Here is a 22608-nt window from a genome sequence, read left to right as displayed (position 1 = left end):
ATCGGGCAGCATGGCCGGGTCGTCCCAGCCCACACCGACGATGCCGCCGTTGACGGCGCCGTGGGTGCCACTGGGAATCGCCGGCAAGGTCAGGGAAACGCCGAGCTTGCCGCGATTGCGTGCCGAAAATGCGGGGCTGGCCATTTCGTTCAGCGAGGCACAGCTGGCCGGAAGTTGGCTCGACACTGGCTTCTCGCGTTTCTTGCTGATCGAGCCAATCGAGCCGCTGGTGGATTGCTTGAACATGCCGTTGAAGCAGTCAAACAACTCGTCGACATCGCCACTGGCGTCGGCAGCACCGACAGCAATCTCACCCGATTCCTTCACGCCTTTTCCGGCCACGCCGCTGCGCCGTTTGCCGCTGCTCCTGGCCGTCGATGCCGGGCGTTTCGCTTCAGGATCCGCCGGCTGGGTGACTGTGCCCTGGGCCTGACCGCTATTGACGATGATCTGGATGCGGTACTGCTGAGTGGCAGTCTTCAAGACGTCCTTGGCCACGTTGGTGAAGGTCAGCACCAACTCGCCACTGGTGGTGGATGGATTCAGGGGATCGAGATCAAGGGGCAGGAACTCCCGCACCGTCTCGGTGCTCGCCTTGTCCTTGTAGCGCCCCAGGTAGCCTTCGCTGACGGCGTGATGGCCGAGATGAATCGACTCGATGGATGTGGCGATGTCCTTGGAGTTCAGCGGAGTCGCGGTCACCGTGGCAAATGGCGCGCCACTGATCGGATAGCGCGGCCCGATCCACTTCACGCGCAGGCACTTGGCCGCCAGCGGGCGGATGAGGATATCGAGCTTCGGCTGACTGATCGGCCCCGCGTCCATCGTCACCAGCGGACAGCCGTCCTGAAACATGTATTCCAGCCAGGCGGGATGCGCGAACACGCCGCGGCGTGAGTCCATCACCTGATCCGGATAGTCGGCGCGTTCCGCGATGAAGGCCGGCAGGCCGTTGTAGAGCCCTTCGGTGAACGTCGGAATAACCTGCTTGATGACCTTGTTGGTCCACAGAAGATGCTTGTCGCGCACCGTGCTGCCTTTGCCGAAATCAGGCGACGCCATGAGCGCTGGCAGCGCCGTCCACTCCAGTTCCGGCTTCGGCTTGTCTTCGAAGATGTAGCGCCAGAATGCGCTGGTCATGTACGAAGCCAGCTCGCGGATGGTTTCGTCGCCGAAGCTGCTGGCCTGGATCTTCATCGTGGGGTAAGGCACGTCGCGCAAGTCCAGGGGATAGTCCCAGGGCCTGAGCCCGAGCACCTTGCCGAACCGAAGGCTGCCGCTCGCCAGCGAGCGTTTCCAGTCGAAGCTCTTTTCGCTCTGGAAACTCACACCTTTTCCCGCCCAGGGTGCGATCGCGTCTGGAATCCCTTCCGTGATCCACTTGTGCGACTGCTTGCGGACCGTGTCTTCAGGGACTTCCGGATAGCTGGCCTGGACCGCATGGAACAATTCGTGGCCGATCGAGAATGCTGCCTTGGCCGGGAAAACGGCCACGTCCTTGTCGTAAGCCTCGCCCTCGCCGATGACCAGATAGAAATGACGGAGGTCCGGAGGACCAGACTCGACGTACCAGCGCTTAAAGGCGTCTTCAGGGCTGCTGACCTTCTCGACGGCCTGGCCATAAAACGCGGCCGCATCGCCGGCCTGGCGCACCAGCAATGCGCGGAATCGGCCGTCTTCAATGTGCAACACGGGCGCCCGGAGCCCGATCTCCGCATACCGCTGTGCCGCCAAGCTTGCCGCCCGCCCCAACTCGTCCAGGCGCACTGGCGACGCGTTTCTAGGGGCCTCCATGGGCAAGGGGTATTCGTAGACATCCGTCTCGTAGTCAAAGCTCTTGTCGCTGTTCAAGCCGTTTCTTACCGTGGCGATCACGGTATCGAGCATTCCGGGATCGAATTTCTTGCTCTCCGAGTAGACCGTGACAGGCTGCGCGGCCACCACGTTGAACGGAGGGGGTTTCATCTTCCAGAGTTTGTCGGCGCCCTCGTAGGGCACGCCGGCCCCACCGTCGGCAGTCGCCGCCATTGCCATCAGGGCGAGCAAGCCGCTGCCCAGCCCTTGCCATCGGCTGCAACGAGTCATCAGTAGCTGTCCGGCGCTTCGCCGTAGGTGCCGACGAAAATGTACGAGCTACCTGCTCCGCTGAGCCTGGGCTTGCTTTCCCCTTCGTTGATCCATTCGCTGTCGCCTTCGCGCGCCCTGTCGAAATAAAGGGTGATGCCAGAGCGTTTGCTGCATTTGCCGGAGCGCACGCGGTTATCCCAGCCGGCGGGCATTTCATCGGCATATCCGTGCTCGCCCACTTCGATACTGTCGCCAGCGTAGTTCTCGGCTTCGAACAGTCGGCAGCCCTTGGGCGGCAGCGGGTCTTTGCTGGTCTCTGGTACGGCAGGAGTTACCGGCACCGCGGCAATTTCGCTCAGCGCCTTGTTCAGCTCGGCAGCATCGTGCGCCTCCACATAGTGGCCACCAGTGTTCCTGGCCAGGCACTGCAACTGCGCGCGAGCCTTGCCTTCGGGCAGATCGAAGCCCACCACGTGGGCGGTGAAATCGATGCCCGCCTTTTCAAGCTCGGCGCCGAGCGCGCAGGGATCCGCATCACAGGTTTCCTCACCGTCGCTGACCAGAATGATCGTGGCTTTCCGTTCGGTGAACTTCAGCGCTTCGGCAGCTTGCCGCACCGAGGCGCTGATCGGCGTCATGCCTTTCGGCTGCAAGCCATCCACCTGCTTCTTGAAAGCGGCAGGGTCGATGCGCCTGGGCGCACTGAGCAGTTCGATATCGCCGCAATCACCCTTGCGGCGATGGCCGTAGGCCATCAATCCCAGCGCATCCTGTTGCGGCCAGGTGGCGAGCATCTGGCCTACTGCTTGCCGCGCGATTTCGATCTTGAGCTTGCCGCCGACCCTGCCCCACATCGACCCGGAGGCGTCGAGGATGAGGATGCTTTCGGCCGCTTTCTCAGTCGTCGCCGCCGGGTTGTCGCCGGCGCTGACGGCCAGCGTGGACAAGGACAGGCACAGGACCGTCAGGATGGTTTTCGGATGCATGGGATTTTCTTGCGAATGGGGGCAAGTGCAGCGCGTAGAGGACTACTGCGCGTGTCTTCTGCACTCCGCGATCGACAGCGCCTCATTCAACAGAACGAGATTGCCGAGAAAATCCCCTCATGCCGTCGGCTTGAAGCCACCGCAGTAGCTGCATCAGCATGATTTGCGAGCGGGTTTCCAGGCAGCGGACAGATCGCCCTCAGGCTGACCTGGAGCCGACGTGCCATTTCGTCGTAGCCCGTGAACCGGGCGATTTCCGGCTCAACGATGCTCGATGACGCTCAGAAGCTGCTGTTTCACGTCGTCGACGACTTCAGCGATCGGTCGTCGGGCGTCGATGACCGTCCAGTGTTCAGGATCGCCAGCGGCTTGTTCAAGGAAACTGGCGCGCACGCGCTCGTGAAAGCCCAGATCGAGTCGCTCGAACAGATCCTCGCTGGATTTTTCTTCGGCCAGCCGTTTCAGGCTGCGCTTCAAGCCGATGGCCGGCGGCACATCGAGCAGGATGTTCAGGTCGGCCGACACACCGGCAGCCGCCACGGCCTGCAGATCGCCAATCAGCTTCGATGACAGGCCTCGGCCGCCACCCTGATAGGCGAGCGTCGAACCGACAAAGCGGTCGCAGAGGACGACGCGGCCGGCTGCCAGCGCAGGGCGGATCACTCGGCCGACATGCTGGGCGCGGTCAGCCATCATCATCAGCAGTTCGGCGCTCGGCTCCCAGTTGGCGCCGCTCTGTACCAGCGCCGAGCGGATGACCTGGCCTTCGGGAGTGCCGCCTGGGGCTCGCGTGCACAGCGGTTCGATGCCCTGAGCTTGCAGCCATTCGGCAACCGCGGACAGTACCGAACCCTTGCCGGCGCCCTCGCCGCCTTCAAACACGATGAACAGGCCCCGCTCCGATGGCTGGCTCACTGTGCGGCTCCGCGGCCGCCGAGCTGGTAGCGGCGTACCGCTTCATTGTGCTCGGCAAGAGTCGCCGAGAACTGATGACTGCCATCGCCCTTGCCGACGAAGTACAGCGCATCGCCGGCTGCCGGGTGCATCGCGGCATGGACCGAGGCGCGGCCTGGCAGGCAGATCGGCGTCGGCGGCAGGCCGTCGCGGGTGTAGGTGTTGTACGGCGTGTCGGTGAGCAGATCGCGGCTGCGGATGTTGCCGTCGTAAGCGCTGCCGATGCCGTAGATCACGGTCGGATCGGTCTGCAGGCGCATGCCGATCTGCAGGCGGCGGACGAAGACGCCGGCAATCTGTTCGCGTTCCGCGGCCACGCCGGTCTCCTTCTCGATGATCGAGGCCATGATCAGCGCCTGTTCCGGACCATCGTACGGCAGGTTCGGATCGCGGCTCGCCCATTCCTCGGCGAGCACCTGCTCTTGTGCAGCGAGCGCCTTGCGCAGGAAAGCGACATCGCTCATGCCCTTGCTGAACCGGTAGGTGTCCGGGAACAAACGACCTTCGGGTGACTTGCCGGGCTGGCCGAGCGCGGCCATCAGGCCGGCGTCGTCGAGGTCTGGCGCCAGGGTCTGGGTCAGCACCGGCGATTCACGCACTTTCTTCAGCGCATCGGCGAAACGCCAGCCTTCGATCAGCTGCAGTTCGTGCAGCACGGTCTTGCCGGACACCCATAGCGCCAGCAGGCTGCGCGGCGTCATCGTCGGTTCGATCCGGTATTCGCCAGCCTTCACCGCGGCGGCGCGGCCGTCGATTCTTGCCAGCAGGCCGAGGTAGATCGCCTGGCGATGCGCGGCAAAAATGCCCTGCTCGTTGGCGTTGGCAAGGATCTTCGGCAGGCTGCTGCCGGCGTCGATATCGAAGTTGCGCGGCTCGCTCAAGCCCAGCGGCGCACCGAGTTGCTGATGGCCGTCGACCAGCAGCGCGATAGCCGCCAGCACCAGGATCAGCATCAGCCTGAGCAGGCGCCGGAACATCCGGCCCAGCCAGCTGCGCTTCGGTTGGGCTTTCTTTGCCGTGCTCATCAAACTCCTCGGAATGGATGGGCCAATGGATGGACAAGGGCCGTCTGCAGGCGACGGGTGATCGGTCTGTCGGCCGGATAGAGATGATCGTCCAGACGCCGAAGCGGCCAGATGCCGATCAGGCTGTTGCAGACGAAAGCTTCCTCGGCCGACTGCAGCGCCGTCCAGGGCTGGCTGGCGATATGGCAATCGATGCCGAGCTGCGCGGCCAGTGCCAGCACCTGGCTGCGGGTGACACCGGCCACGCCGCAGCGATCGAGCGCGGGCGTGTGCAGACAGCCATTGCTGACCCAGAACAGGTTGCTGCGGGTACCGCAGACGGGATTGCCGTGCTCGTCTGCTAGCAGCGCTTCATCGACATTGGCCGGCCAGTCGCGGCTGGCCAGCACCTGTTCGAGCCGGTTCAGATGCTTGATGCCGGCGAGCAGCGGCTGGGCCGCCATGGTCACCGGCGAACGGATCGTCGCGATGCCGTCGATCGCGTGACGGGCCGGCCAGTCGGGCGGTGGATAGGCGAGCAGCAGCAGATCGGCCCGGTGGGTCCGGGGCGGATAGCCGCGGCCGGTGTCGGTGCGGATCAGCATCAGTTTCAGGCTCGCTTCATCGAGATCGGCAACGGCGGCCAGTTCGGCAAGCAGGAATTCACGCGACGGTGCATCGAGGCCAAGCGCCGCAGCGTCGGCGGTCAGCCGCTCGATCTGGGCGTCGGCCGCAACGATGGCGCCACCATGCAGCAGCACGGTCCGGAATACGCCGTCACCGTAGTGCAGGCCTCGGTTGCCGACGGGCAGCGATGCCGCAAACGAGCCGTTCCAGCGGCTGCGCAGCGGCGCCGTCACGCCGGCGTTCCCAGCGCCAGCAACAGACCGCGCGCCTTGGCGCGAGTCTCGGCGAGTTCGGCCAGCGGCTTCGAGTCGGCGACGATGCCGGCACCGGCGCGGAAGCTGACCGTGTCGCCCTCGCAGACCAGGGTGCGGATCAGGATGTTGGTATCGAGCCGGCCGCAGCGGGACAGATAACCCATCGCACCGGTGTACGGGCCGCGGCCCTCGCCTTCGAGTTCGGCGATCACTTCCATCGCCCGGACTTTGGGCGCGCCGGTGATGGTGCCGCCGGGGAACACCGCGCGCAGCGCCGCACCGGGGCCGACGCCGTCCCGCAGCCGGCCGCGAACGTTGGAGACGATGTGATGGACGTGGGCGTAGCTTTCGACGGTCATCAACTCGCTGACCTCGACCGTGCCGGGCATCGAGATGCGGCCGAGATCATTGCGTTCGAGATCGATCAGCATGACGTGCTCGGCGCGCTCCTTGAGGCTGGCGATCAGGCGCTCGCGGTCGCGCTCGTCTTCGGCTCGGTCGCGGGCATGGGTGCCGGCGATCGGCCGCGTCTGCGCCATGCCGCCGGACAGTTCGATCAGCCGTTCCGGCGACGAGCTGAGTACGGTGCTGCCGCGCCAGGACGCGAGCCCGGCGAACGGTGCCGGGTTGGCGTGACGCAGGCGCTCGTACAGCGCCGTCGCATCGACCGGCTCTCGGTAACGCGCCGTCCAGCGCCGCGACAGATTGACCTGGAACACGTCGCCGGCATCGAGGTAGTCGAGAATCCGCGACACGCCGCTCAGGAAGCGCGATTCGTCATCCTCGGTGATCGTCAGCGGCGTCTGCTCTCTGGGCGTCGCGCTCGAGAACATCGTCGCCGCGCAGTCCTGTTCCATCTGCCTGATCGACGCGATCGAGCCTTCGCTCAAGCCCAGCGCAGTGCCGGCAACACGGTCGACGATGATCGCGCCGGTGCAGCGCACGGCCAGCGCATCCGGCAATCGATACGGCGATATCGGCAGCCGCAGCCGGGGCTCGACCCAGCGCACGGCCTCGTAACCGGCGAGCAGGAACCAGCCACCGACGAAGGGCAGACCATGATCTTCTGTTCTGCTCAGCGACGCGGCGGTGTCGTCGAGCGCGGCGAAGAAATCGGCGTCACCTGCCGTCGCCTCGATCGCGTCTTCAGGAAACGCGAACAGCAGATCGTAGCGGCCGGCCTGGGGATGGCTGGCCACGGATTGCAGCAGGAAGGGATAACGCTCGGGAAACCGGCGATGCAAAGCCAGCAGATCCACTGAAGCGGGCAATGCGCAGTGGAGCATCGGTCTCGATCAAGACATTGCGGCAAGGCGTTCCGGCCGCAAGCGCGACCGGATGCCGTTCAGATGCGACGGAATACCAGCGAGCCGTTGGTGCCGCCGAAGCCGAAGGAGTTGGAGATCACGATGTCGATCTTCCGCTCGCGTGCCTTGTGCGGCGTGTAATCGAGATCGCAGCCTTCGTCCGGGTTATCCAGATTGATCGTTGGCGGCGCGATGTTGTCGCGGATCGCCAGCACCGAAAAGATCGCTTCGATGCCGCCGGCCGCGCCGAGCAGATGCCCGGTCATCGACTTGGTGCCGCTGATCGCGACCTTGTAGGCGTGCTCGCCCAGTGCCGACTTGATCGCGTCGCTTTCGGCGACGTCACCCAGCGGGGTCGACGTGGCGTGAGCGTTGACGTGATCGATGTCCGTGGCATTGATGCCCGCGTCCTTGATCGCGTTGACCATGCAGCGCGCGACGTGTGGCGCACCCGGTACCGGCTGGGTGATGTGGAATGCGTCGCTGGTCAGGCCGAAGCCGATCAGCTCGGCATAGATCTGCGCGCCACGCGCCTTGGCGTGTTCGTATTCTTCGAGCACCATCACGCCGGCACCATCGCCGAGCACGAAACCGTCACGATCACGGTCCCAAGGCCGGCTGGCCGTGGTCGGTGAATCGTTGCGGGTGGAAAGCGCTCGCGAAGCACAGAAGCCGGCGACACCGGCCGGAGCCGAGCCTGCTTCCGCACCGCCAGCGATGACGACATCGGCATCGCCGTAGACGATCATCCGATGCGCCATGCCGATCGAGTGCGTCCCGGTCGTGCAGGCCGAAACGATGCCGAAGCTCGGCCCGTTCAGACCCAGTTCGATCGAGATCGCGCCGGACACCATGTTGATGATGCAACCGGCGACGAAGAATGGCGAAACCTTCTTGACGCCGCCCGGACCGTTGAGCAGCGTGCACTGCTCCTCGATCACGCCGATGCCGCCGATGCCGGAGCCGACGATCACCGCGATGCGCTCGCGGTTGGCATCGGTGATTTCCAGTCCGGAATCGATCACCGCCATCTTCGCCGCACCGACACCGTAATGAATGAACGGATCGTTGCGGCGAATTTCCTTGGGCCCCATCCACTTCAGCGCGTCGAAGCCTTCGACCAACCCGGCAAACCGCGTCGGATAGGTCGAAACATCGTAGGCCGTCATCGGCTTGATGCCGCTGTATCCGGCAAGCAGATTCGCCCAAGCAGTGGGGATATCAGAGCCGACCGGCGAAACGATACCGAGGCCGGTGACGACTACGCGACGTCGCGTCATGAGTCGTTAGCAGAATGGGATGAAGGAAGGTGAAGCAACACAGGCCGATCAGGAAGCCTGGTTGGTGTGCGACTTGATGTAGCTCAGCACGTCACGGAAGGTGACGATCTTTTCGGCTTCTTCGTCCGGGATGTCGATCTCGAACTCTTCTTCGAGTGCCATCACGAGTTCGACGGTGTCGAGAGAGTCGGCGCCGAGATCTTCAACGAACGAGGCCTCCGGGGTGATCTGGTCTTCAGCCACGGAAAGCTGTTCGGCAATGATCTTTTTGACTTTTTCTTCAAGACTGCTCATCTGGACTCCCTCGGAGTTATGGGGCTAAAAGCGGCGCTAGTGTAAGAGATTCATGCAGCCTGCTGCCAGCCAATCGGGTGCAGGCATTGCAGGTGTTCGGTAAAACGTTTCAGATCATATACATGCCGCCGTTCACGTGGAGCGTTTCGCCAGTCACGTAAGCGGCATCAGAGGATGCCAGAAAGGCCACGGCAGCGGCGATATCGTTGACCGCGCCGAGACGCTTGATCGCCACCTGCTCGATCAGCGCAGCGCGCTGCTCGTCCTTCAGGCCCTTGGTCATGTCGGTATCGATGAAGCCTGGTGCCACCACGTTGACGGTGATGCCGCGTGAACCGATCTCCCGGGCCAGCGCTTTCGAGAAGCCGATCAGGCCGGCCTTGGCCGCAGCGTAATTGGTCTGGCCGCCGTTGCCCATGGTGCCGACCACCGAACCGATCGAGATGATGCGGCCGGAGCGCGCCTTCATCATGCCCGGCACCACGGCACGGGACAGCCGGAAGACGCTGGACAGATCGGTGTCGATGACGTCGCTCCAATCGGCATCCTTCATCCGCAGCAGCAGGCCGTCACGGGTGACGCCGGCGTTGTTGACCAGGATGGCCAGCGGCCCGAACTCCTTGATCGTGGCGTTGACCAGCGCATCGATCGCCGCCGGATCGCGGACGTCGAGCACTCTGCCTGCCCCGCCCTGCGGTGCCAGGTATTCCTCGATCTGCGCGGCACCGGCGGCCGAAGTGGCGGTACCGACGACCTTGACGCCTTCTGCCGCCAGACGTTCGGCAATGCCGCGGCCGATGCCGCGTGTCGCGCCGGTGACCAGCGCGACACTACCGGGGACAAAGCGACTGAAATTCGGGGTGCTCATGAAAACTCCGTTTATGAATTGAACGAGGCCTGCGCCTGTTGCAGGCCCTCGGGATCGCCGAGAGCGATCGAAAGTCGGCTGCCGGAAGCGACATCGACGATGCGCTTGTTGATCGTTGCCAGCACCTTGCCAGGGCCGCATTCGAACAGCGCGTGGCATTCAAGCGCTTCCAGATTGCGGATCGTCGTCACCCAGCGCACCGGCCGGAACAATTGTTCGATCAGCGCCTTGCGGATGCCATCGGCATCGCTGCGCGGCTGGCCATCGAGGTTGTGCAGCACCGGAATCGCCGGCGTGGCGATCGCCACTGTCTTCAGACGTTCGGCGAGCTGCTCGGCCGCGCCGCGCATCATCGAGCAATGCGAGGGCACCGACACCGGAATCGGCATCACCTTGCGGATGCCGAAGGTCTTGCTGTTGGCGACCAGCCAGTCGACGGCGCCTTTGCTGCCGGCGACCACCACTTGTCCCGGCGCGTTGTAGTTGGCGGGTTCGAGGATGCCGTCGCCTTCGTAGGCTGCACAGGCTTTCTCGACGATCTCGTCGTCGACGCCGATCACGGCCGCCATCGCGCCCACACCCTGCGGCACGGCGGACTGCATCAGTTCACCGCGCAGTTCGACCAGCTTCAGGGCATCGGCGAACTGCAGTGAGTCGGCCACCACCAGCGCCGAATACTCGCCGAGGCTGTGGCCGGCCAGTGCCGTCGGTGGCGGCAGGCAGAGGCTCTGCCAGAGTCGCGCCACGGCAACGCTGGCGGCGAGCAGCGCCGGCTGGGTGCGCTGGGTGCGGTTCAATTCTTCGGCAGGGCCGGTCTTGATCAGCGTGGCAAGGTCGTAACCGAGCGCGTCGGACGCTTCGGCAAAAGTGGCATCGATGATCGGGTGAGCAGCAGCAAGAGCGCCGAGCATCCCCACTTCCTGGGAGCCCTGGCCGGGAAACAGCAACGCGTATTTCATGCTTGTCCTGAGGTCTCTAATCGTTCTGGGATCGTTCTGGTACGCAGCGAATGGTCAGGCCGTTGCCGGACGCGCGGGCCGACGGAAGGCCCTGGTTGCCAGGCCATAGATCACGGCAGCAACCACCCCGTACAGATGCGATTCGGCGACGACCGAGCCGCCGATCAAAGTCTCTTCGGACTTCGGCGCGCCGATCACCATTTCCCACACGATACGCGCCGCAACGAAGCCCAGACAAGCCACTGCGAAACGATCACCTACAAGGATCTGTCGGATGAAGCCGAAAACCAGCAATCCATACGCAAGTCCCGACAGCCCCACGTAATTTTCCAGATTCGGAGTGAACAGATGTAGCCCGAAACAGACCCCGGTGCCGATCACCAGAACCCGCAGCAGCCACTCACCCGGCCGGTTGTTTTCAGGGCACAGAAAAACCAGCAGCGCGAAGCTCAGCACATTGAAAAACCAGTGCCACCAGCCGAGGTGGACGAGGTTGCCGCTGAACAGACGCCACCACTCGCCAGCGCCGACGGCAACACGGTCGTAACGGAGCGCTTCGATCACCGGCTCCCCGCCCAGCATCAGCAGGCCGGACAGCACTGACAACAGCAGATACGGCAGCCAGGCTGCGGCGGCGGACGGGGAGGCCTCTGTTATCATTCTTGTCATTGTTCGTGCGGCATTATCAGGGTCATCAACCATCTTGCGCATCATGAAAACACAGACTCAGAAGCGGGCCCAGAAGCGCGTAGTCAGCGGTTTCACGTTGATCGAAATCATGGTCGTCGTCGTGATCATCGGCATCCTCGCCGCCATCGTCGCGCCGAACATCTTCGACCAGCCGGACAAGGCGCGTCAGGTCAAGGCCAAGCAGGACATCGCCGCGATCGAGACCGCGCTCAATCTGTACAAGCTCGACAACTTCAATTATCCGAGCACCCAGCAGGGGCTCGAAGCGCTGGTCGCGCCGCCGCAGGGCGAGCCACCGGCCCGCAACTGGAAACCGGGCGGCTATCTGAAATCGGTGCCGCGCGATCCCTGGCAGAACCCCTACCAGTACCTGAGCCCCGGCGTGAAGGGTGAGATCGACGTGTTCAGCCTCGGCGCAGACAACAAGCCCGGCGGCGATGGCTCGTCCAGCGATATCGGCAACTGGGCTCCGGCTCCGTGATCGAAGGCGCTGCGCGGGCGCTGCCCGCCAGCGCTTCCACACACGTGTTGGTTTCAACTCGGCAGCGCGGTTTTACCTTGCTGGAGATGCTGGCAGTGGTTGTGATCATCGCGATCATGGTCACCTTCTCCAGCCTGTCGATCGGCAACCGCCCGCTCGATGATCGGCTCGAAGCCGAATCGAAACGCATCGAACAATTGCTGCGTCTGGCCGAAGACGAGGCCGACCTCAAGGGCATTGCCATCGGCCTCGCCTTCACGCCTGACGGCTATCGTTTCCTGATCGCCTCCTCGGCCTCGAAATGGGACGACTACGCGCAGAGCGGCAGCTTCCGCTCGCGGCCGCTGCTGCAGCCGTTCTATTCCGAGCTGCGCATCGAAGGCCGGCTGATTCCGCCGATTCAGCCGAAGGAAGCCAAGAGCAGCGGCGATTCGAAATCTTCCGATGAAGACAAGGAAAAGGAAGACGAAGCGACCAAGCTCAAGCCCCAGGTGCTGATGCTGCCGGGTGGCCAGATGACACCGTTCACGCTCGATCTGAAAGCGCCGAATTATCCGGTGTCGATCCGCATCGAAGGCAATCTGCTTGGCCAGGTCACGCGCGAGCGGCGTACCGTCGAAAAAGCGGTGGCTCGATGATCGCTAATCGGCGCCAGCGCGGTTTCACCTTGATGGAAATGCTGGTCGCGGTTGCCGTGCTGGCGATCGCGCTCGGCGCCATCATCGGCAACGGTGCCCGCTTCGCGAATAACGCCGCCGGTCTGCGCGACAAGTCGCTGGCCCTGTTCGTCGCCCGTAACCGGATGACCGAAATCGAACTCGGCAAGGCCTGGCCGGCGCTCGGCAAGGCCAACGAGGATGTCGAGCTCGGCGACATCAAATGGACCTGGCGGACCGAAGTCAAAGCGACGCAAGACCCGGGCCTCCGCCGCATCGATATCCGCGTCGAGAAGAAGAACGACAAGCGCGCCACGGCTTACATAACCCTCACCGGCTTCCTGTCCAACGTCGGCCGTGAGGCTACGCAGTGAGATCGCAGCGCGGCTTCACCTTGCTGGAGCTGATCGTGGTGATCGGTATCTTTGGCGTGTTCGCGGCAATGGCCTATGGGGGCTTGAACACGGTGCTCAGCGCGCGCGCCAAGATCGAGGACAACCTCAGCCGCACCGAGGAATACGACCGCGCCTACATCCGTCTGCGCACCGATTTCCAGAATGCGGCACCGCGCGGCGTGCGCGATGACTCTGGCCAGGAATTGCCGCCGTTCGGTTTCGACAGCTTCGCGCAGCGCATCGAATTCACCCGCGGCGGCTGGCAGAACCTGTTGTCCTTGCCGCGTTCGACCCTGGAGCGGGTCAGCTACGGGCTGGAAGAATCGGAATACGTCGACAAGGCACGCGGCGCACGTTTCCAGGACAAGCGTCTGGTGCGGCGCAGCTGGAACGTGCTCGATCGCGCCTCACAGACCAAGCCGAACGAAGTGACCTTGCTCGATCGCATCGAAGAAGCCGAATGGCGCTTCTACGATGCCAACGGCCAGAAGTCGGAAGCCTGGCCGTCGGCCAACGGCAATGCCGGCGTGCCGAATGCCAAGCAGCCTCCACCGACCGCCGTCGAACTGACTTTGAAAACCCGCGACTGGGGCAAGCTGCGACTGCTGTTCCGGGTTGGCGCCGAGGGCGCGTCGAAGATGGCCGAGTTGGGTAAGCCGCAGCCACTGCCTCCACCAGGTGGCACGACGGGTAACACTACCGGCGGAGCTACTACTGGCGGCACCACAGGCGGTACCGGTGGTCGCGATCCAACCGAATGAAGTATCGCAACGCACCGCGCCCGCAGTCCCGTGGCATCGCCCTGATCACCGCGATGTTCGTCGTTGCACTGTCGACGATCGCCGCGGTGGCAATGTTCGAAAGCTCGAACATCGCGGTGCGCCGGGCCAGCAATCTGGTCGAATCGGAAACCGCGCTGTGGTACGCCAACGGCGTCGAGTCCTGGGTCAAGGGCATCCTCAAGCTGGATACCAAGACCAACGAGATCGACTCGCTCGGTGACATCTGGGCGCGGCCGGTCGATTTCCTGCCGATCGACAACGGCACCTTGCGTGGCCGGGTCGAGGATCTGCAGGGCCGTTTCAACCTGAACAATCTGGCGACGCAGGACGTTGCCCTGCTGAAAATCTATCTCGCCCAGTTCCAGCTGCTGCTCGATGCGATCGGCGGCGATGCCGCGATCAAGGCCACTGGCCTGGGCAGCGCGATCCGTGACTGGGTCGATGCCGACAACGAACGCATCGATCTGAATGGCGCCGAGGACAACGAGTACCAGGGCCTCGATCCGCCGTACCGCGCCGCCAACCGGCCGATGCTGAGCGCCTCCGAACTGCTGCAGGTACGCGGCGTGACGCCGGCGCTTTATGCAGCGCTGAAACCGTTTGTCACGGCATTGCCAACCATTGGCACCAAGATCAACGTCAACACCGCGTCGCCGCAGGTACTGTCCACCTTGTCGAAGACCATCGATCGCGTGGCGATGATGAAATTCGTCGAAACGCGCCTGAAGGTCCCGGCCAAGACCGCTCAGGAAGTATTGAATGGTGGCGTCAACAGTTTCATCGGGCCGGACAACGATCTGAAGCCGGAGAACCAGATCGAGGTGCGCTCGCGCTACTTCCAACTACAGGCCGAAGTGTTCATTGGCAGCGGTCGAGTCTCGCTATACAGTGTCTACTTCCGGCCCGAGGGTGGCGCAGATCCAGTCGTGATCGCCCACTCAACTGACGCCGACTGATCCCCACCCTACGCTCGCTGCCCGCCCGTCCCTTGCGCGACATCCTCTATATCCGCCTGCGCGATACCGCCCCGGACGCGCCGACCGCGCATGCGCTCGTCGCCTCCGATCCGCTCGACACGAGCCTTGCCAGGCCCGGCGTGCTGGTCCGCGAGCTGCCGCTGGGCGAGGTCATCGCCCTCGGTGTCGGCCACAAGGTGATCGTCTTCGTGCCGGGTGCCGACGTTCGCCTGACCACCGTGTCGGTGCCCGCCCGGCAGCCGGCCAAGGTGCTGCAGGCCGCGCCCTTCGTGCTCGAAGACCAGTTCGCCGAAGACGTCGACACCCTGCATTTCGCGATCGGCAGCCGCCTGCCCGGCGGTGCCTTTCCGATCGCCGTCGTCACTCGCTCGCACGTCGACGACTGGCTGGCGCCATTCAACGCCGCCGGTGTGCGGGTCAGCGCGCTGGTGCCGGACACCCTGGCCCTGCCGTGGACCGAAGGCGGCCCCTGGAGCGTATTGCCGGATGCGGGCCAGATGATCGTCCGCAGCGGCCCTTACGCCGGCTTCAGCTGCGTGGCGGAAGATTTCGAGCTGCTGCTGGAACTGGCCGAGAACGGCACGCCGGCGAGCCTGCGGGTGCTGGTGGCGCGCGATGACGCCACCGATTACACCCAGCTGCAGCGGCCGCTGGATCTGCTGCCGGGCTTCGATCATCCGCTCGAAGCGCTGATTCGCCATTGGCGGCCGTCGCAGTCGATCGATCTGCTGCAGGCCGGCTATTCGCAGCGCGATGATCTGAACCGTTACTGGCGTCCCTGGCTGCTGGCCGCGCAGCTGGCGGCAGTCGCGTTGCTGCTCGGCATCGGCCTGAACGTCGCCGAATCGCAGCGCCTGAAGCGCGAAGTTGCCGCCCTGCAGACCGCCAACGAAGAAACCTTTCATCGCCTGTTCCCGCGCGAAACCAAGATCATCAACCTCGAAGCCCAGGCCGACCAGCAGCTGCGGCTGCTCAACGGCGCCGGCAGCGGCGGTGGCCTGTTCGAACTGATGCAGTCGGCTTCGAGCGGCTTGGCCGAGAACCCGGGCCTGAGTCTGAAGAACGTGCAATTTCGCGATGGCGCGTTGTTCCTCGATCTGTCCGGCAGCGATCTGCAGGTGCTCGAGCGCCTGCGTGCCTGGTACGGCAGTCATCCTGGCGCCAGGCTCGATGTCGAATCCGCAGACTCCAACGAGAACGGCGTGCAGATTCGCCTGAAACTCAGCCCGGTGGCCGCATGAGCGCCGCACTCCGTCAGAAGGTTGCCGACGCCCGCGCCCAGATTGCCGGGCAGACCGCGCCGTACCGTGCGCGCTACGAAACGCTGCAGCCACGCGAGCAGACGCTGGTCAGCATCGCCGCTGCGATGGTCATCGTCGCCCTGCTCTACTCGGCGATCTGGCAGCCGATCGCCCGTCATCGCAAGGCACTGGCCGAAGAACTGCAGTCGGCGCGCTCGATCGCCACCCGGCTGGCGCAGGCCGAAGTCGATCAGCGTTTCGCCGCACCGCAGTCGGGGCCGATCGTCGGCAGCGACGTTTCGCTGCTGACCGCCGTCGATCAGGCTTCGAAGAACGGCACCCTGAAGAAGCCGCCGGCGCGTCTGCAGCCGGACGGCGAGAATCAGGCGCGCATCTGGTTCGAGGATGTCGAGTTCGATGTGCTGCTGCGCTGGATGAATGAATTGCAGACCCGCTACGGCGTGCGCATCGAGGTCGCCGATATCGAGCGCCAACCGACACCGGGCCTGGTCAATGCCCGCCTTGCCGTGATCCGCGCACCATGAAGACCCGCAGCTTGCTGTGGGTCGGCGTCGGCAGCTTTCTCGCCTTCCTGATCGCGACCGCGCCGATCGCTTCGATCTATCCACGTATTGCTCCCCCGGATTCGCCCGTGCAGCTGACCGGCCTGTCCGGCTCGGTGTTCTCCGGCTCGGCCGGCTCGCTCAGCTATCAGGGTCGCAGCCTCGCCAAGCCGTTGAACTGGACCTTCAGCCCGCTGGCGCTGATCGCCGCCCGGCTGGGTTTCCACATAGACGGTTCGGTCGATGGCCTGCTGTTCGATGGTCATGTCTCGCGCACGCTCGGCGGCAACATCGTGGTCAGTTCGCTGGCCGCCAGCGGTGGACTGAAAGGCCTGCTGGCGCTCAGCGGTGACGCCCAGTTGCCGATCGACGGCGATGTCGGCGTCAAGCTCGACGAGCTGATCCTGGTCGAGAAGTTCCCCAAGCAGGCCAGCGCCGATATCGACATCGCCCGCCTGCGCTGGACACTCGGTCGGAATCCGCTGGTGCTCGGCGATTTCAAGATGGTGGTGAGCACCGAAGCCGGCGTGATCGTCGCCAAGGTTTCGCCCACCGGCGGGCCGCTCGATGTCGGCGGCGAACTGCGTTTGAATACCGATCGCAGCTACGAGATCGATCTCAAGGTGAAAGCCAAGCCGGAAGCCGAGCCCGCCGTGCAGAACCTGGTTCGCACGCTCGGCCAGCCCGACACGCAGGGCTATTACCGAATCAAGTCGCGCGTACAGATGTAGCCTGTGGCCTCCGCTCATCACATCACTGTCGCTTGTGTCGTCGAACGAGACGGCCGTTTCCTGTTCGTCGAAGAACAGGTCAACGAGCATCTGGTGCTGAATCAGCCGAGCGGCCACTGGGAACCCGGTGAGACGCTGATCGAAGGCGCGGTTCGTGAAGCGCTCGAAGAAACCGGTTGGGACGTACGGCCGACGGCGCTGCTCGGTATCTACGAATACGAGCCACCGGAGTTGGGCTACGGCTTCCTCCGTTTCGCCTTTCTCGCCGAAGCACTGCAGCACCATCCGGAGCGGCCGCTCGACGATGGCATTGCCCGCGCCATCTGGCTGACGCCGGATGAACTGCGCGCGGCCGCGGCCCGCCATCGCAGCCCGATGGTCCAGCGTGGTGTTGAAGATACCCTCGCCGGCCAGCGCTTTCCGCTGACGATGCTAACGCATCTGAGCCCGGCGCTGTTGCGCAAGCCGTGAGCGGCGAGCACGTCGTCGTCGGCCTCTCGGGCGGCGTCGATTCGGCGGTCACCGCCTGGCTGCTGCGCGAACAGGGCTACCGGGTTTCCGGCCTGTTCATGGTCAACTGGACCGAGGACGAAGCCGGTTACTGCACCTCGGCCGAAGACTTCCAGTCGGCCCGCGCGGTTGCCGAAGAATTGGGCATTCCGCTGCATCGCGTCGATTTTTCGGTCGAGTACCGCCAGCGCGTGTTCGATCTGTTCCTCGCCGGCTATCAAGCCGGCAAGACGCCGAATCCGGATCTGCTCTGCAACCGCGAAGTGAAGTTCCAGCCGTTCCGCGAGCATGCGTTGCGGCTCGGTGCCGACTGGGTGGCGACCGGCCATTACGCGAGAGTCGAACACGGTGCCGAAGGCCCTCGCCTGCTGCGCGCCGTCGACGACAACAAGGACCAGACCTATTTTCTGGCCGCGGTCGCCCGCGAGCATTTCGAGCGCGTGCTGTTTCCTCTCGGCGGGCTGACCAAGCCGGAAGTGCGCGCGCTGGCCCAGCAGGCCGGCCTGCCGAATCACGCCCGCAAGGATTCCACCGGCATCTGCTTCATCGGCGAACGCGAATTTCGCGAGTTTCTGAGCCAGCACCTCAAACCGCAGCCCGGCGTCATCGAGGACGATGCCGGCGCGGTCATCGGTCAGCACCAGGGACTGGCCTTCCATACGCTCGGCCAGCGCAAGGGATTGGCGATCGGTGGTGTGCGCGGTGCCAAGGAAGCGCCCTGGTACGTGATCACCAAGGACGCCACGCGCAACGTGTTGACGGTGTCCCAGGACAGCGAGCATCCGCAGTTGATGACGACGCTGATCGCCACCGATGACTTCCACTGGATACGGAAGCCGGAGCCGATGCCGGCACGCCTGAGCGCGCGCATCCGCCATCGTCAGAGCCTGCAGGCTTGCCATATCGCGAGCCACGATGGCCCGCGTGTGGTGTTCGGCTTCGAGCAGCCGCAGCGTGCTGCTGTCCCGGGTCAGTACCTGGTGCTGTACGACGGCGAGGAGTGCCTCGGCAGCGGCGAGATCAGCGCTCGCGCTGCCGAGTGATCCAAACGCTCTGGCTGCTGCTCAGCTCGCCGGCAGCGTCAGCTGGGTGATGATGCCGGGACGCAGTTCGTCCCAGATATCGAGACCGGTTTCGGTGCCGTTGACGATGTCTGCCTGGAGCAGCAGGACCGCGCCATAGCCCAGCGCCAGGTCGATCCACGGCATCGTGCCGAACAAGCCTGGATCGCTCCACTCCGGGCCGTTGCTGCCCGGATGCTTGCGCGGCGCGGTCAGGAACACACCGAAGCCATAGCCGGGGTAGTCGATCCGCCGACCGAACGGGAACGGCGAATAGATGGTCCGCAGTCCAACGGTCTGATCGGTGAGGACCTGCGTGACCATTGCCGAAGACAGCACCCGGTTGCCGTTGTAGACACCATCGTTCAGCAGCAAACGCAGGAATTCGCCGTACTCCGAGGCGATCGAAGCGCCGCCACCAGCGATGCGCGGATTGATCACCGTGGCTGGATCGCCATAGGTGAAACGCGTCAGGCCCAGCGGACCTGCCAGGCGAGCCTGGAAAAAGTCCTGCCAGTTCTGGTTGGCGATCAGGGTGGCGACGTAGCCGGCGATCTGGAAATCGATGCCGCCGTAGTTGAATGCAGTCCCTGGTGCTGAAGCCAGGTCGACGCGGGCGATCCTCTGCGCACATTCGCGCAGGCTGACGCTGGTTTCATCGGTGATGCAGGCCGGCTGTGCGGGATCGTCGAGACCTGGCAGGCCCGAGGTATGGGCGAGCAGCATGCGCATGGTGATCAAGCCCTTGTCGGTGGGCCAGTCGAACGAGGGGTCAAGCGCCAGATACTGGCCAACCGGCGTATCAAGCGCGATCTCGCCGCGGTCGACCATGGTCAGGATCGCCATCACCGAAGGCAGCTTGGTTGCCGAGGCGAGCAGCACCAGCTGATCGGCGGGGATATCGCCACCGGCCTGGGCGAACAGCGGACCGCTGCGATCGAACAGTCCGAAGCTGTAGCCACTGACCTGCCCGGTACCGCTGCCAATCGTCCCGTTCAAAGTCGTCGCCGTACCGCTCCAGTCATAGGCGCGCAGATTGGCGGGGACGGTGGTGGTGCCGCCGCGGTTGCTCGCCTGCAGCGCGAGGCGCGTGGTACCGGCCGGGACTACGAAGCTGGTGCCGGTCTGGCCGCTGACGTTGATCGAGCCCGGCAGGATCAGCAGGCTGGTGGCGCCGGTGACGGTCCAGTTCAGCTGCACCGTGCGGCCGGCGTTGGTCGTCGACGGCGTCACGGTGAAGGCTTCGATGGTCGGCGCCGGGCCGGCTGCGGAATCGGCCTCGCTGTGGCCGCAAGCATGAAGCAGCAGGAGCGGCGGCAGCAACAGCAGGCTGCAAAGGGATCGGAGGATCGGCATCAGAGCGGAGCTCTCTTTTTGTATAGGTTGCTTGGGACACGCAGACTACTACGCAGTTCCCGGCGCGCTCGGCGGGGCGCTGGCTTGATGCTGGGGTTGATGGGTTTCGCATGCCAGCAACGCGCTGAAGGGCGGCACGGATGATGCTTTCCAATGATAGAATAACGACCGCGCTTCGCACTGACCGTGTCGAATCCTGGGGCCGCAACGCTATGGATCGCAACGCTTCGTGCGGCGCCTTTCATCACTGCTTCCCCACCGGACCAACAACGCCATGTTGCAAGCCTATCGCCAACACGCTGCCGAGCGCGCTGCCCTCGGTATCCCGCCGCTGCCGCTGTCTGCTCAGCAGACCGCCGAGCTGATCGAACTGATCAAGAACCCGCCGGCTGGCGAAGACGCCCAAGAAAAAGCATTCCTGGTTGACCTGCTGACCCACCGCGTGCCGCCGGGCGTCGATGACGCCGCCAAGGTCAAGGCTTCGTTCCTGACCGTGGTTGCCGATGGTGAACTGCCCTGCGCGCTGATCTCGCGTGCCAAGGCCACCGAGCTGCTCGGCACCATGGTCGGCGGCTACAACGTCAAGCCGCTGATCGACCTGCTCGGCGATGCCGAAGTCGGCACGGTCGCCGCCGCAGCGCTGAAGAAGACGCTGCTGATGTTCGACTTCTTCCACGATGTCGCCGAACTCGCGAAGGCCGGCAATGCCAACGCCAAGGCCGTGATCCAGTCCTGGGCCGATGCTGAGTGGTTCACCAGCCGCCCAGAAGTCGCCAGGAAGATCACGGTCTCCGTGTTCAAGGTGCCCGGCGAAACCAATACCGATGACCTGTCGCCGGCGCCGGATGCGTGGAGCCGCCCGGACATCCCCCTGCACTACCTCGCCATGCTGAAGAACACGCGCCCCGACGCGGCCTTCAAGCCCGAGGAAGACGGCAAGCGCGGCCCGATGCAGTTCATCGACGACCTCAAGAAGAAGGGCCATCTCGTTGCTTACGTCGGTGACGTGGTCGGCACCGGTTCGTCGCGCAAGTCGGCGACCAACAGCGTCATCTGGGCCACCGGCGAAGACATTCCGTTCGTGCCGAACAAGCGCTTCGGCGGTGTCACCCTCGGCGGCAAGATCGCGCCGATCTTCTTCAACACCCAGGAAGATTCCGGTTCGCTGCCGATCGAAGTCGACGTCTCCAAGTTCGAGATGGGCGATGTCATCGACATCCTCCCGTACGAAGGCAAGATCGAGAAGAACGGCGCGGTCGTCGTCGAGTTCGAACTCAAGAGCCAGGTGCTGTTCGATGAAGTGCGCGCCGGCGGCCGCATCAATCTGATCATCGGCCGCTCGCTGACCGGCAAGGCCCGCGAGTTCCTCGGCCTGCCCGCCTCGACCCTGTTCCGTCTGCCGACGGTGCCGACCGCAACCAAGGCCGGCTTCACCTTGGCGCAGAAGATGGTCGGCCGCGCAGTCGGCCTGCCGGAAGGCCAGGGTGTGCGCCCGGGCACCTATTGCGAACCGAAGATGACCACCATCGGCTCGCAGGACACCACCGGCCCGATGACCCGTGACGAGCTCAAGGATCTCGCCTGCCTCGGCTTCTCGGCCGATCTGGTGATGCAGTCCTTCTGCCACACCGCGGCCTATCCGAAGCCGGTCGACGTCAAGACCCATCGCGATCTGCCGGCCTTCATGAGCAACCGCGGCGGCGTTGCGCTGCGCCCGGGCGACGGCGTCATCCACTCCTGGCTGAACCGCCTGCTGCTGCCGGATACCGTCGGCACCGGTGGCGATTCGCACACCCGCTTCCCGATCGGCATCTCGTTCCCGGCCGGCTCCGGCCTGGTCGCCTTCGGCGCGGCCACCGGCGTGATGCCGCTGGACATGCCGGAATCGGTGCTGGTCCGCTTCAAGGGCGAAATGCAGCCGGGCGTGACCCTGCGTGACCTCGTCCACGCGATCCCGCTGTATGCGCTCAAGGCCGGTCTGCTGACCGTTGCCAAGGCCGGCAAGAAGAACGTGTTCTCGGGCCGCGTGCTGGAGATCGAAGGTCTGCCGAACCTCAAGGTCGAGCAGGCGTTCGAGCTGTCCGACGCTTCGGCCGAGCGTTCCGCCGCCGGCTGCACGATCAAGCTCAACCAGGCGCCGGTGATCGAGTACATGAACTCGAACATCTTCCTGATGAAGAACATGATCGCCAACGGCTACCAGGACGCGCGCACCTTGGAGCGTCGCATCAAGAAGATGGAAGAGTGGCTGGCCAAGCCGACCCTGCTCGAAGCCGACAAGGATGCCGAGTACGCCGCCGTCATCGAGATCGATCTGGCCGACATCAAGGAGCCGATCGTCTGCTGCCCGAATGACCCGGATGACGCCAAGTTCCTGTCCGAAGTCGCCGGCGCCAAGATCGACGAAGTCTTCATCGGTTCCTGCATGACCAACATCGGCCACTTCCGCGCCGCCGGCAAGGTGCTGGAGAACGTCAGCGACGTGCCGACGCGGCTGTGGGTCGTGCCGCCGACGCGCATGGATGAGCATCAACTCACCGAGGAAGGTTACTACGCGATCTTCGG

23 protein-coding genes are annotated in these 22608 nt (G+C 64.3%); 11 read left to right on the top strand and 12 right to left on the bottom strand.

The window, feature by feature from the left end:
• From Q0D45_RS07335 to rrtA, 11 genes are all read right to left on the bottom strand, one after another.
• Positions 1–2085, bottom strand: a 2085-nt coding sequence (locus tag Q0D45_RS07335; protein ID WP_293390632.1) for a hypothetical protein, incomplete at its 3' end; no start/stop codon positions are given.
• A complete protein-coding gene (locus Q0D45_RS07330; RefSeq protein WP_293390630.1) occupies positions 2085–3053 on the bottom strand; it encodes a VWA domain-containing protein in 969 nt (322 codons plus the stop codon). The genes Q0D45_RS07330 and Q0D45_RS07335, both read right to left, overlap by 1 nt.
• Before the next feature lie 261 nt (positions 3054–3314).
• A complete protein-coding gene (gene tmk / locus Q0D45_RS07325; RefSeq protein WP_293390627.1) occupies positions 3315–3968 on the bottom strand; it encodes a dTMP kinase in 654 nt (217 codons plus the stop codon).
• Positions 3965–5032: an endolytic transglycosylase MltG gene (mltG, locus tag Q0D45_RS07320; RefSeq protein ID WP_293390624.1), complete on the bottom strand. Its 1068-nt coding sequence runs from the start codon at positions 5030–5032 to the stop codon at positions 3965–3967. The genes tmk and mltG overlap by 4 nt, the downstream gene beginning before the upstream one ends.
• Positions 5032–5871 carry an aminodeoxychorismate lyase gene (pabC, locus tag Q0D45_RS07315; protein ID WP_293390621.1) on the bottom strand — a complete coding sequence of 280 codons (840 nt, stop codon included), beginning with the start codon at positions 5869–5871 and terminating at the stop codon, positions 5032–5034. Before pabC ends, mltG begins: the two co-directional genes overlap by 1 nt.
• The gene (locus Q0D45_RS07310) at positions 5868–7178 is read right to left on the bottom strand and encodes an aminodeoxychorismate synthase component I (protein WP_293390618.1); all 1311 of its coding nucleotides are present in this window, start codon (positions 7176–7178) and stop codon (positions 5868–5870) included. The genes pabC and Q0D45_RS07310 overlap by 4 nt, the downstream gene beginning before the upstream one ends.
• A gap of 59 nt (positions 7179–7237) precedes the next feature.
• Positions 7238–8479 (bottom strand): beta-ketoacyl-ACP synthase II, encoded by a 1242-nt coding sequence (gene fabF, locus Q0D45_RS07305; RefSeq protein WP_293390615.1) that lies wholly within the window; start codon positions 8477–8479, stop codon positions 7238–7240.
• Between the two features lie 48 nt (positions 8480–8527).
• On the bottom strand, positions 8528–8773 hold the full coding sequence (gene acpP / locus Q0D45_RS07300; RefSeq protein WP_022975905.1) for an acyl carrier protein: 246 nt from the start codon (positions 8771–8773) through the stop codon (positions 8528–8530).
• Between the two features lie 109 nt (positions 8774–8882).
• On the bottom strand, positions 8883–9641 hold the full coding sequence (fabG, locus tag Q0D45_RS07295; RefSeq protein ID WP_293390612.1) for a 3-oxoacyl-ACP reductase FabG: 759 nt from the start codon (positions 9639–9641) through the stop codon (positions 8883–8885).
• 11 nt (positions 9642–9652) lie between these two features.
• Positions 9653–10600 carry an ACP S-malonyltransferase gene (gene fabD, locus Q0D45_RS07290; RefSeq protein WP_293390609.1) on the bottom strand — a complete coding sequence of 316 codons (948 nt, stop codon included), beginning with the start codon at positions 10598–10600 and terminating at the stop codon, positions 9653–9655.
• Positions 10601–10654: 54 nt separating this feature from the next.
• Positions 10655–11314 (bottom strand): rhombosortase, encoded by a 660-nt coding sequence (gene rrtA, locus Q0D45_RS07285; protein ID WP_293390606.1) that lies wholly within the window; start codon positions 11312–11314, stop codon positions 10655–10657.
• Here rrtA and gspG point away from each other — a divergent pair.
• From gspG to mnmA, 10 genes are read left to right on the top strand one after another with little or no spacing between them, the layout of a single operon-like run.
• A complete protein-coding gene (gene gspG / locus Q0D45_RS07280) occupies positions 11313–11771 on the top strand; it encodes a type II secretion system major pseudopilin GspG (RefSeq protein ID WP_293390603.1) in 459 nt (152 codons plus the stop codon). The two genes, rrtA and gspG, sit on opposite strands and share 2 nt — an antisense overlap.
• Positions 11768–12409: a type II secretion system minor pseudopilin GspH gene (gene gspH, locus Q0D45_RS07275; protein ID WP_366946370.1), complete on the top strand. Its 642-nt coding sequence runs from the start codon at positions 11768–11770 to the stop codon at positions 12407–12409. Before gspG ends, gspH begins: the two co-directional genes overlap by 4 nt.
• Complete coding sequence (gene gspI / locus Q0D45_RS07270) at positions 12406–12801, top strand: type II secretion system minor pseudopilin GspI (RefSeq protein WP_293390601.1); 396 nt, start codon at positions 12406–12408, stop codon at positions 12799–12801. The genes gspH and gspI overlap by 4 nt, the downstream gene beginning before the upstream one ends.
• Positions 12798–13583, top strand: a complete 786-nt coding sequence (gspJ, locus tag Q0D45_RS07265; RefSeq protein ID WP_293390599.1) for a type II secretion system minor pseudopilin GspJ — start codon at positions 12798–12800, stop codon at positions 13581–13583. The genes gspI and gspJ overlap by 4 nt, the downstream gene beginning before the upstream one ends.
• Positions 13580–14560, top strand: coding sequence for a type II secretion system minor pseudopilin GspK (gene gspK / locus Q0D45_RS07260; RefSeq protein WP_293390596.1), 981 nt, complete (start codon positions 13580–13582; stop codon positions 14558–14560). Before gspJ ends, gspK begins: the two co-directional genes overlap by 4 nt.
• Positions 14561–14592: 32 nt before the next feature.
• Positions 14593–15822, top strand: a complete 1230-nt coding sequence (gene gspL, locus Q0D45_RS07255; RefSeq protein WP_293390593.1) for a type II secretion system protein GspL — start codon at positions 14593–14595, stop codon at positions 15820–15822.
• Entirely contained in the window at positions 15819–16367 is a 549-nt protein-coding gene (locus Q0D45_RS07250; RefSeq protein WP_293390589.1) for a type II secretion system protein M, read from the top strand. Before gspL ends, Q0D45_RS07250 begins: the two co-directional genes overlap by 4 nt.
• Positions 16364–17116 (top strand): type II secretion system protein N, encoded by a 753-nt coding sequence (locus tag Q0D45_RS07245; protein WP_293390586.1) that lies wholly within the window; start codon positions 16364–16366, stop codon positions 17114–17116. Before Q0D45_RS07250 ends, Q0D45_RS07245 begins: the two co-directional genes overlap by 4 nt.
• Positions 17117–17119: 3 nt before the next feature.
• A complete protein-coding gene (locus tag Q0D45_RS07240) occupies positions 17120–17587 on the top strand; it encodes an NUDIX hydrolase (RefSeq protein WP_293390584.1) in 468 nt (155 codons plus the stop codon).
• Positions 17584–18669 carry a tRNA 2-thiouridine(34) synthase MnmA gene (gene mnmA, locus Q0D45_RS07235; protein WP_293390581.1) on the top strand — a complete coding sequence of 362 codons (1086 nt, stop codon included), beginning with the start codon at positions 17584–17586 and terminating at the stop codon, positions 18667–18669. Before Q0D45_RS07240 ends, mnmA begins: the two co-directional genes overlap by 4 nt.
• A gap of 21 nt (positions 18670–18690) precedes the next feature.
• On the opposite strand, the gene Q0D45_RS07230 is transcribed toward mnmA, so the two are convergent.
• Complete coding sequence (locus tag Q0D45_RS07230; RefSeq protein ID WP_293390578.1) at positions 18691–20010, bottom strand: serine hydrolase; 1320 nt, start codon at positions 20008–20010, stop codon at positions 18691–18693.
• 307 nt (positions 20011–20317) lie between these two features.
• On the opposite strand from Q0D45_RS07230, the gene acnB reads away from it, so the two are divergent.
• On the top strand, positions 20318–22608 hold a 2291-nt coding region (gene acnB / locus Q0D45_RS07225), incomplete at its 3' end, for a bifunctional aconitate hydratase 2/2-methylisocitrate dehydratase (protein ID WP_293390575.1).

The organism is Nevskia sp., assembly GCF_023266035.1.
Classification (GTDB): Bacteria; Pseudomonadota; Gammaproteobacteria; order Nevskiales; family Nevskiaceae; genus Nevskia.
Note: the sequence above shows the minus strand (reverse complement) of the source record. Positions and strands in the feature narration are given on the sequence as shown.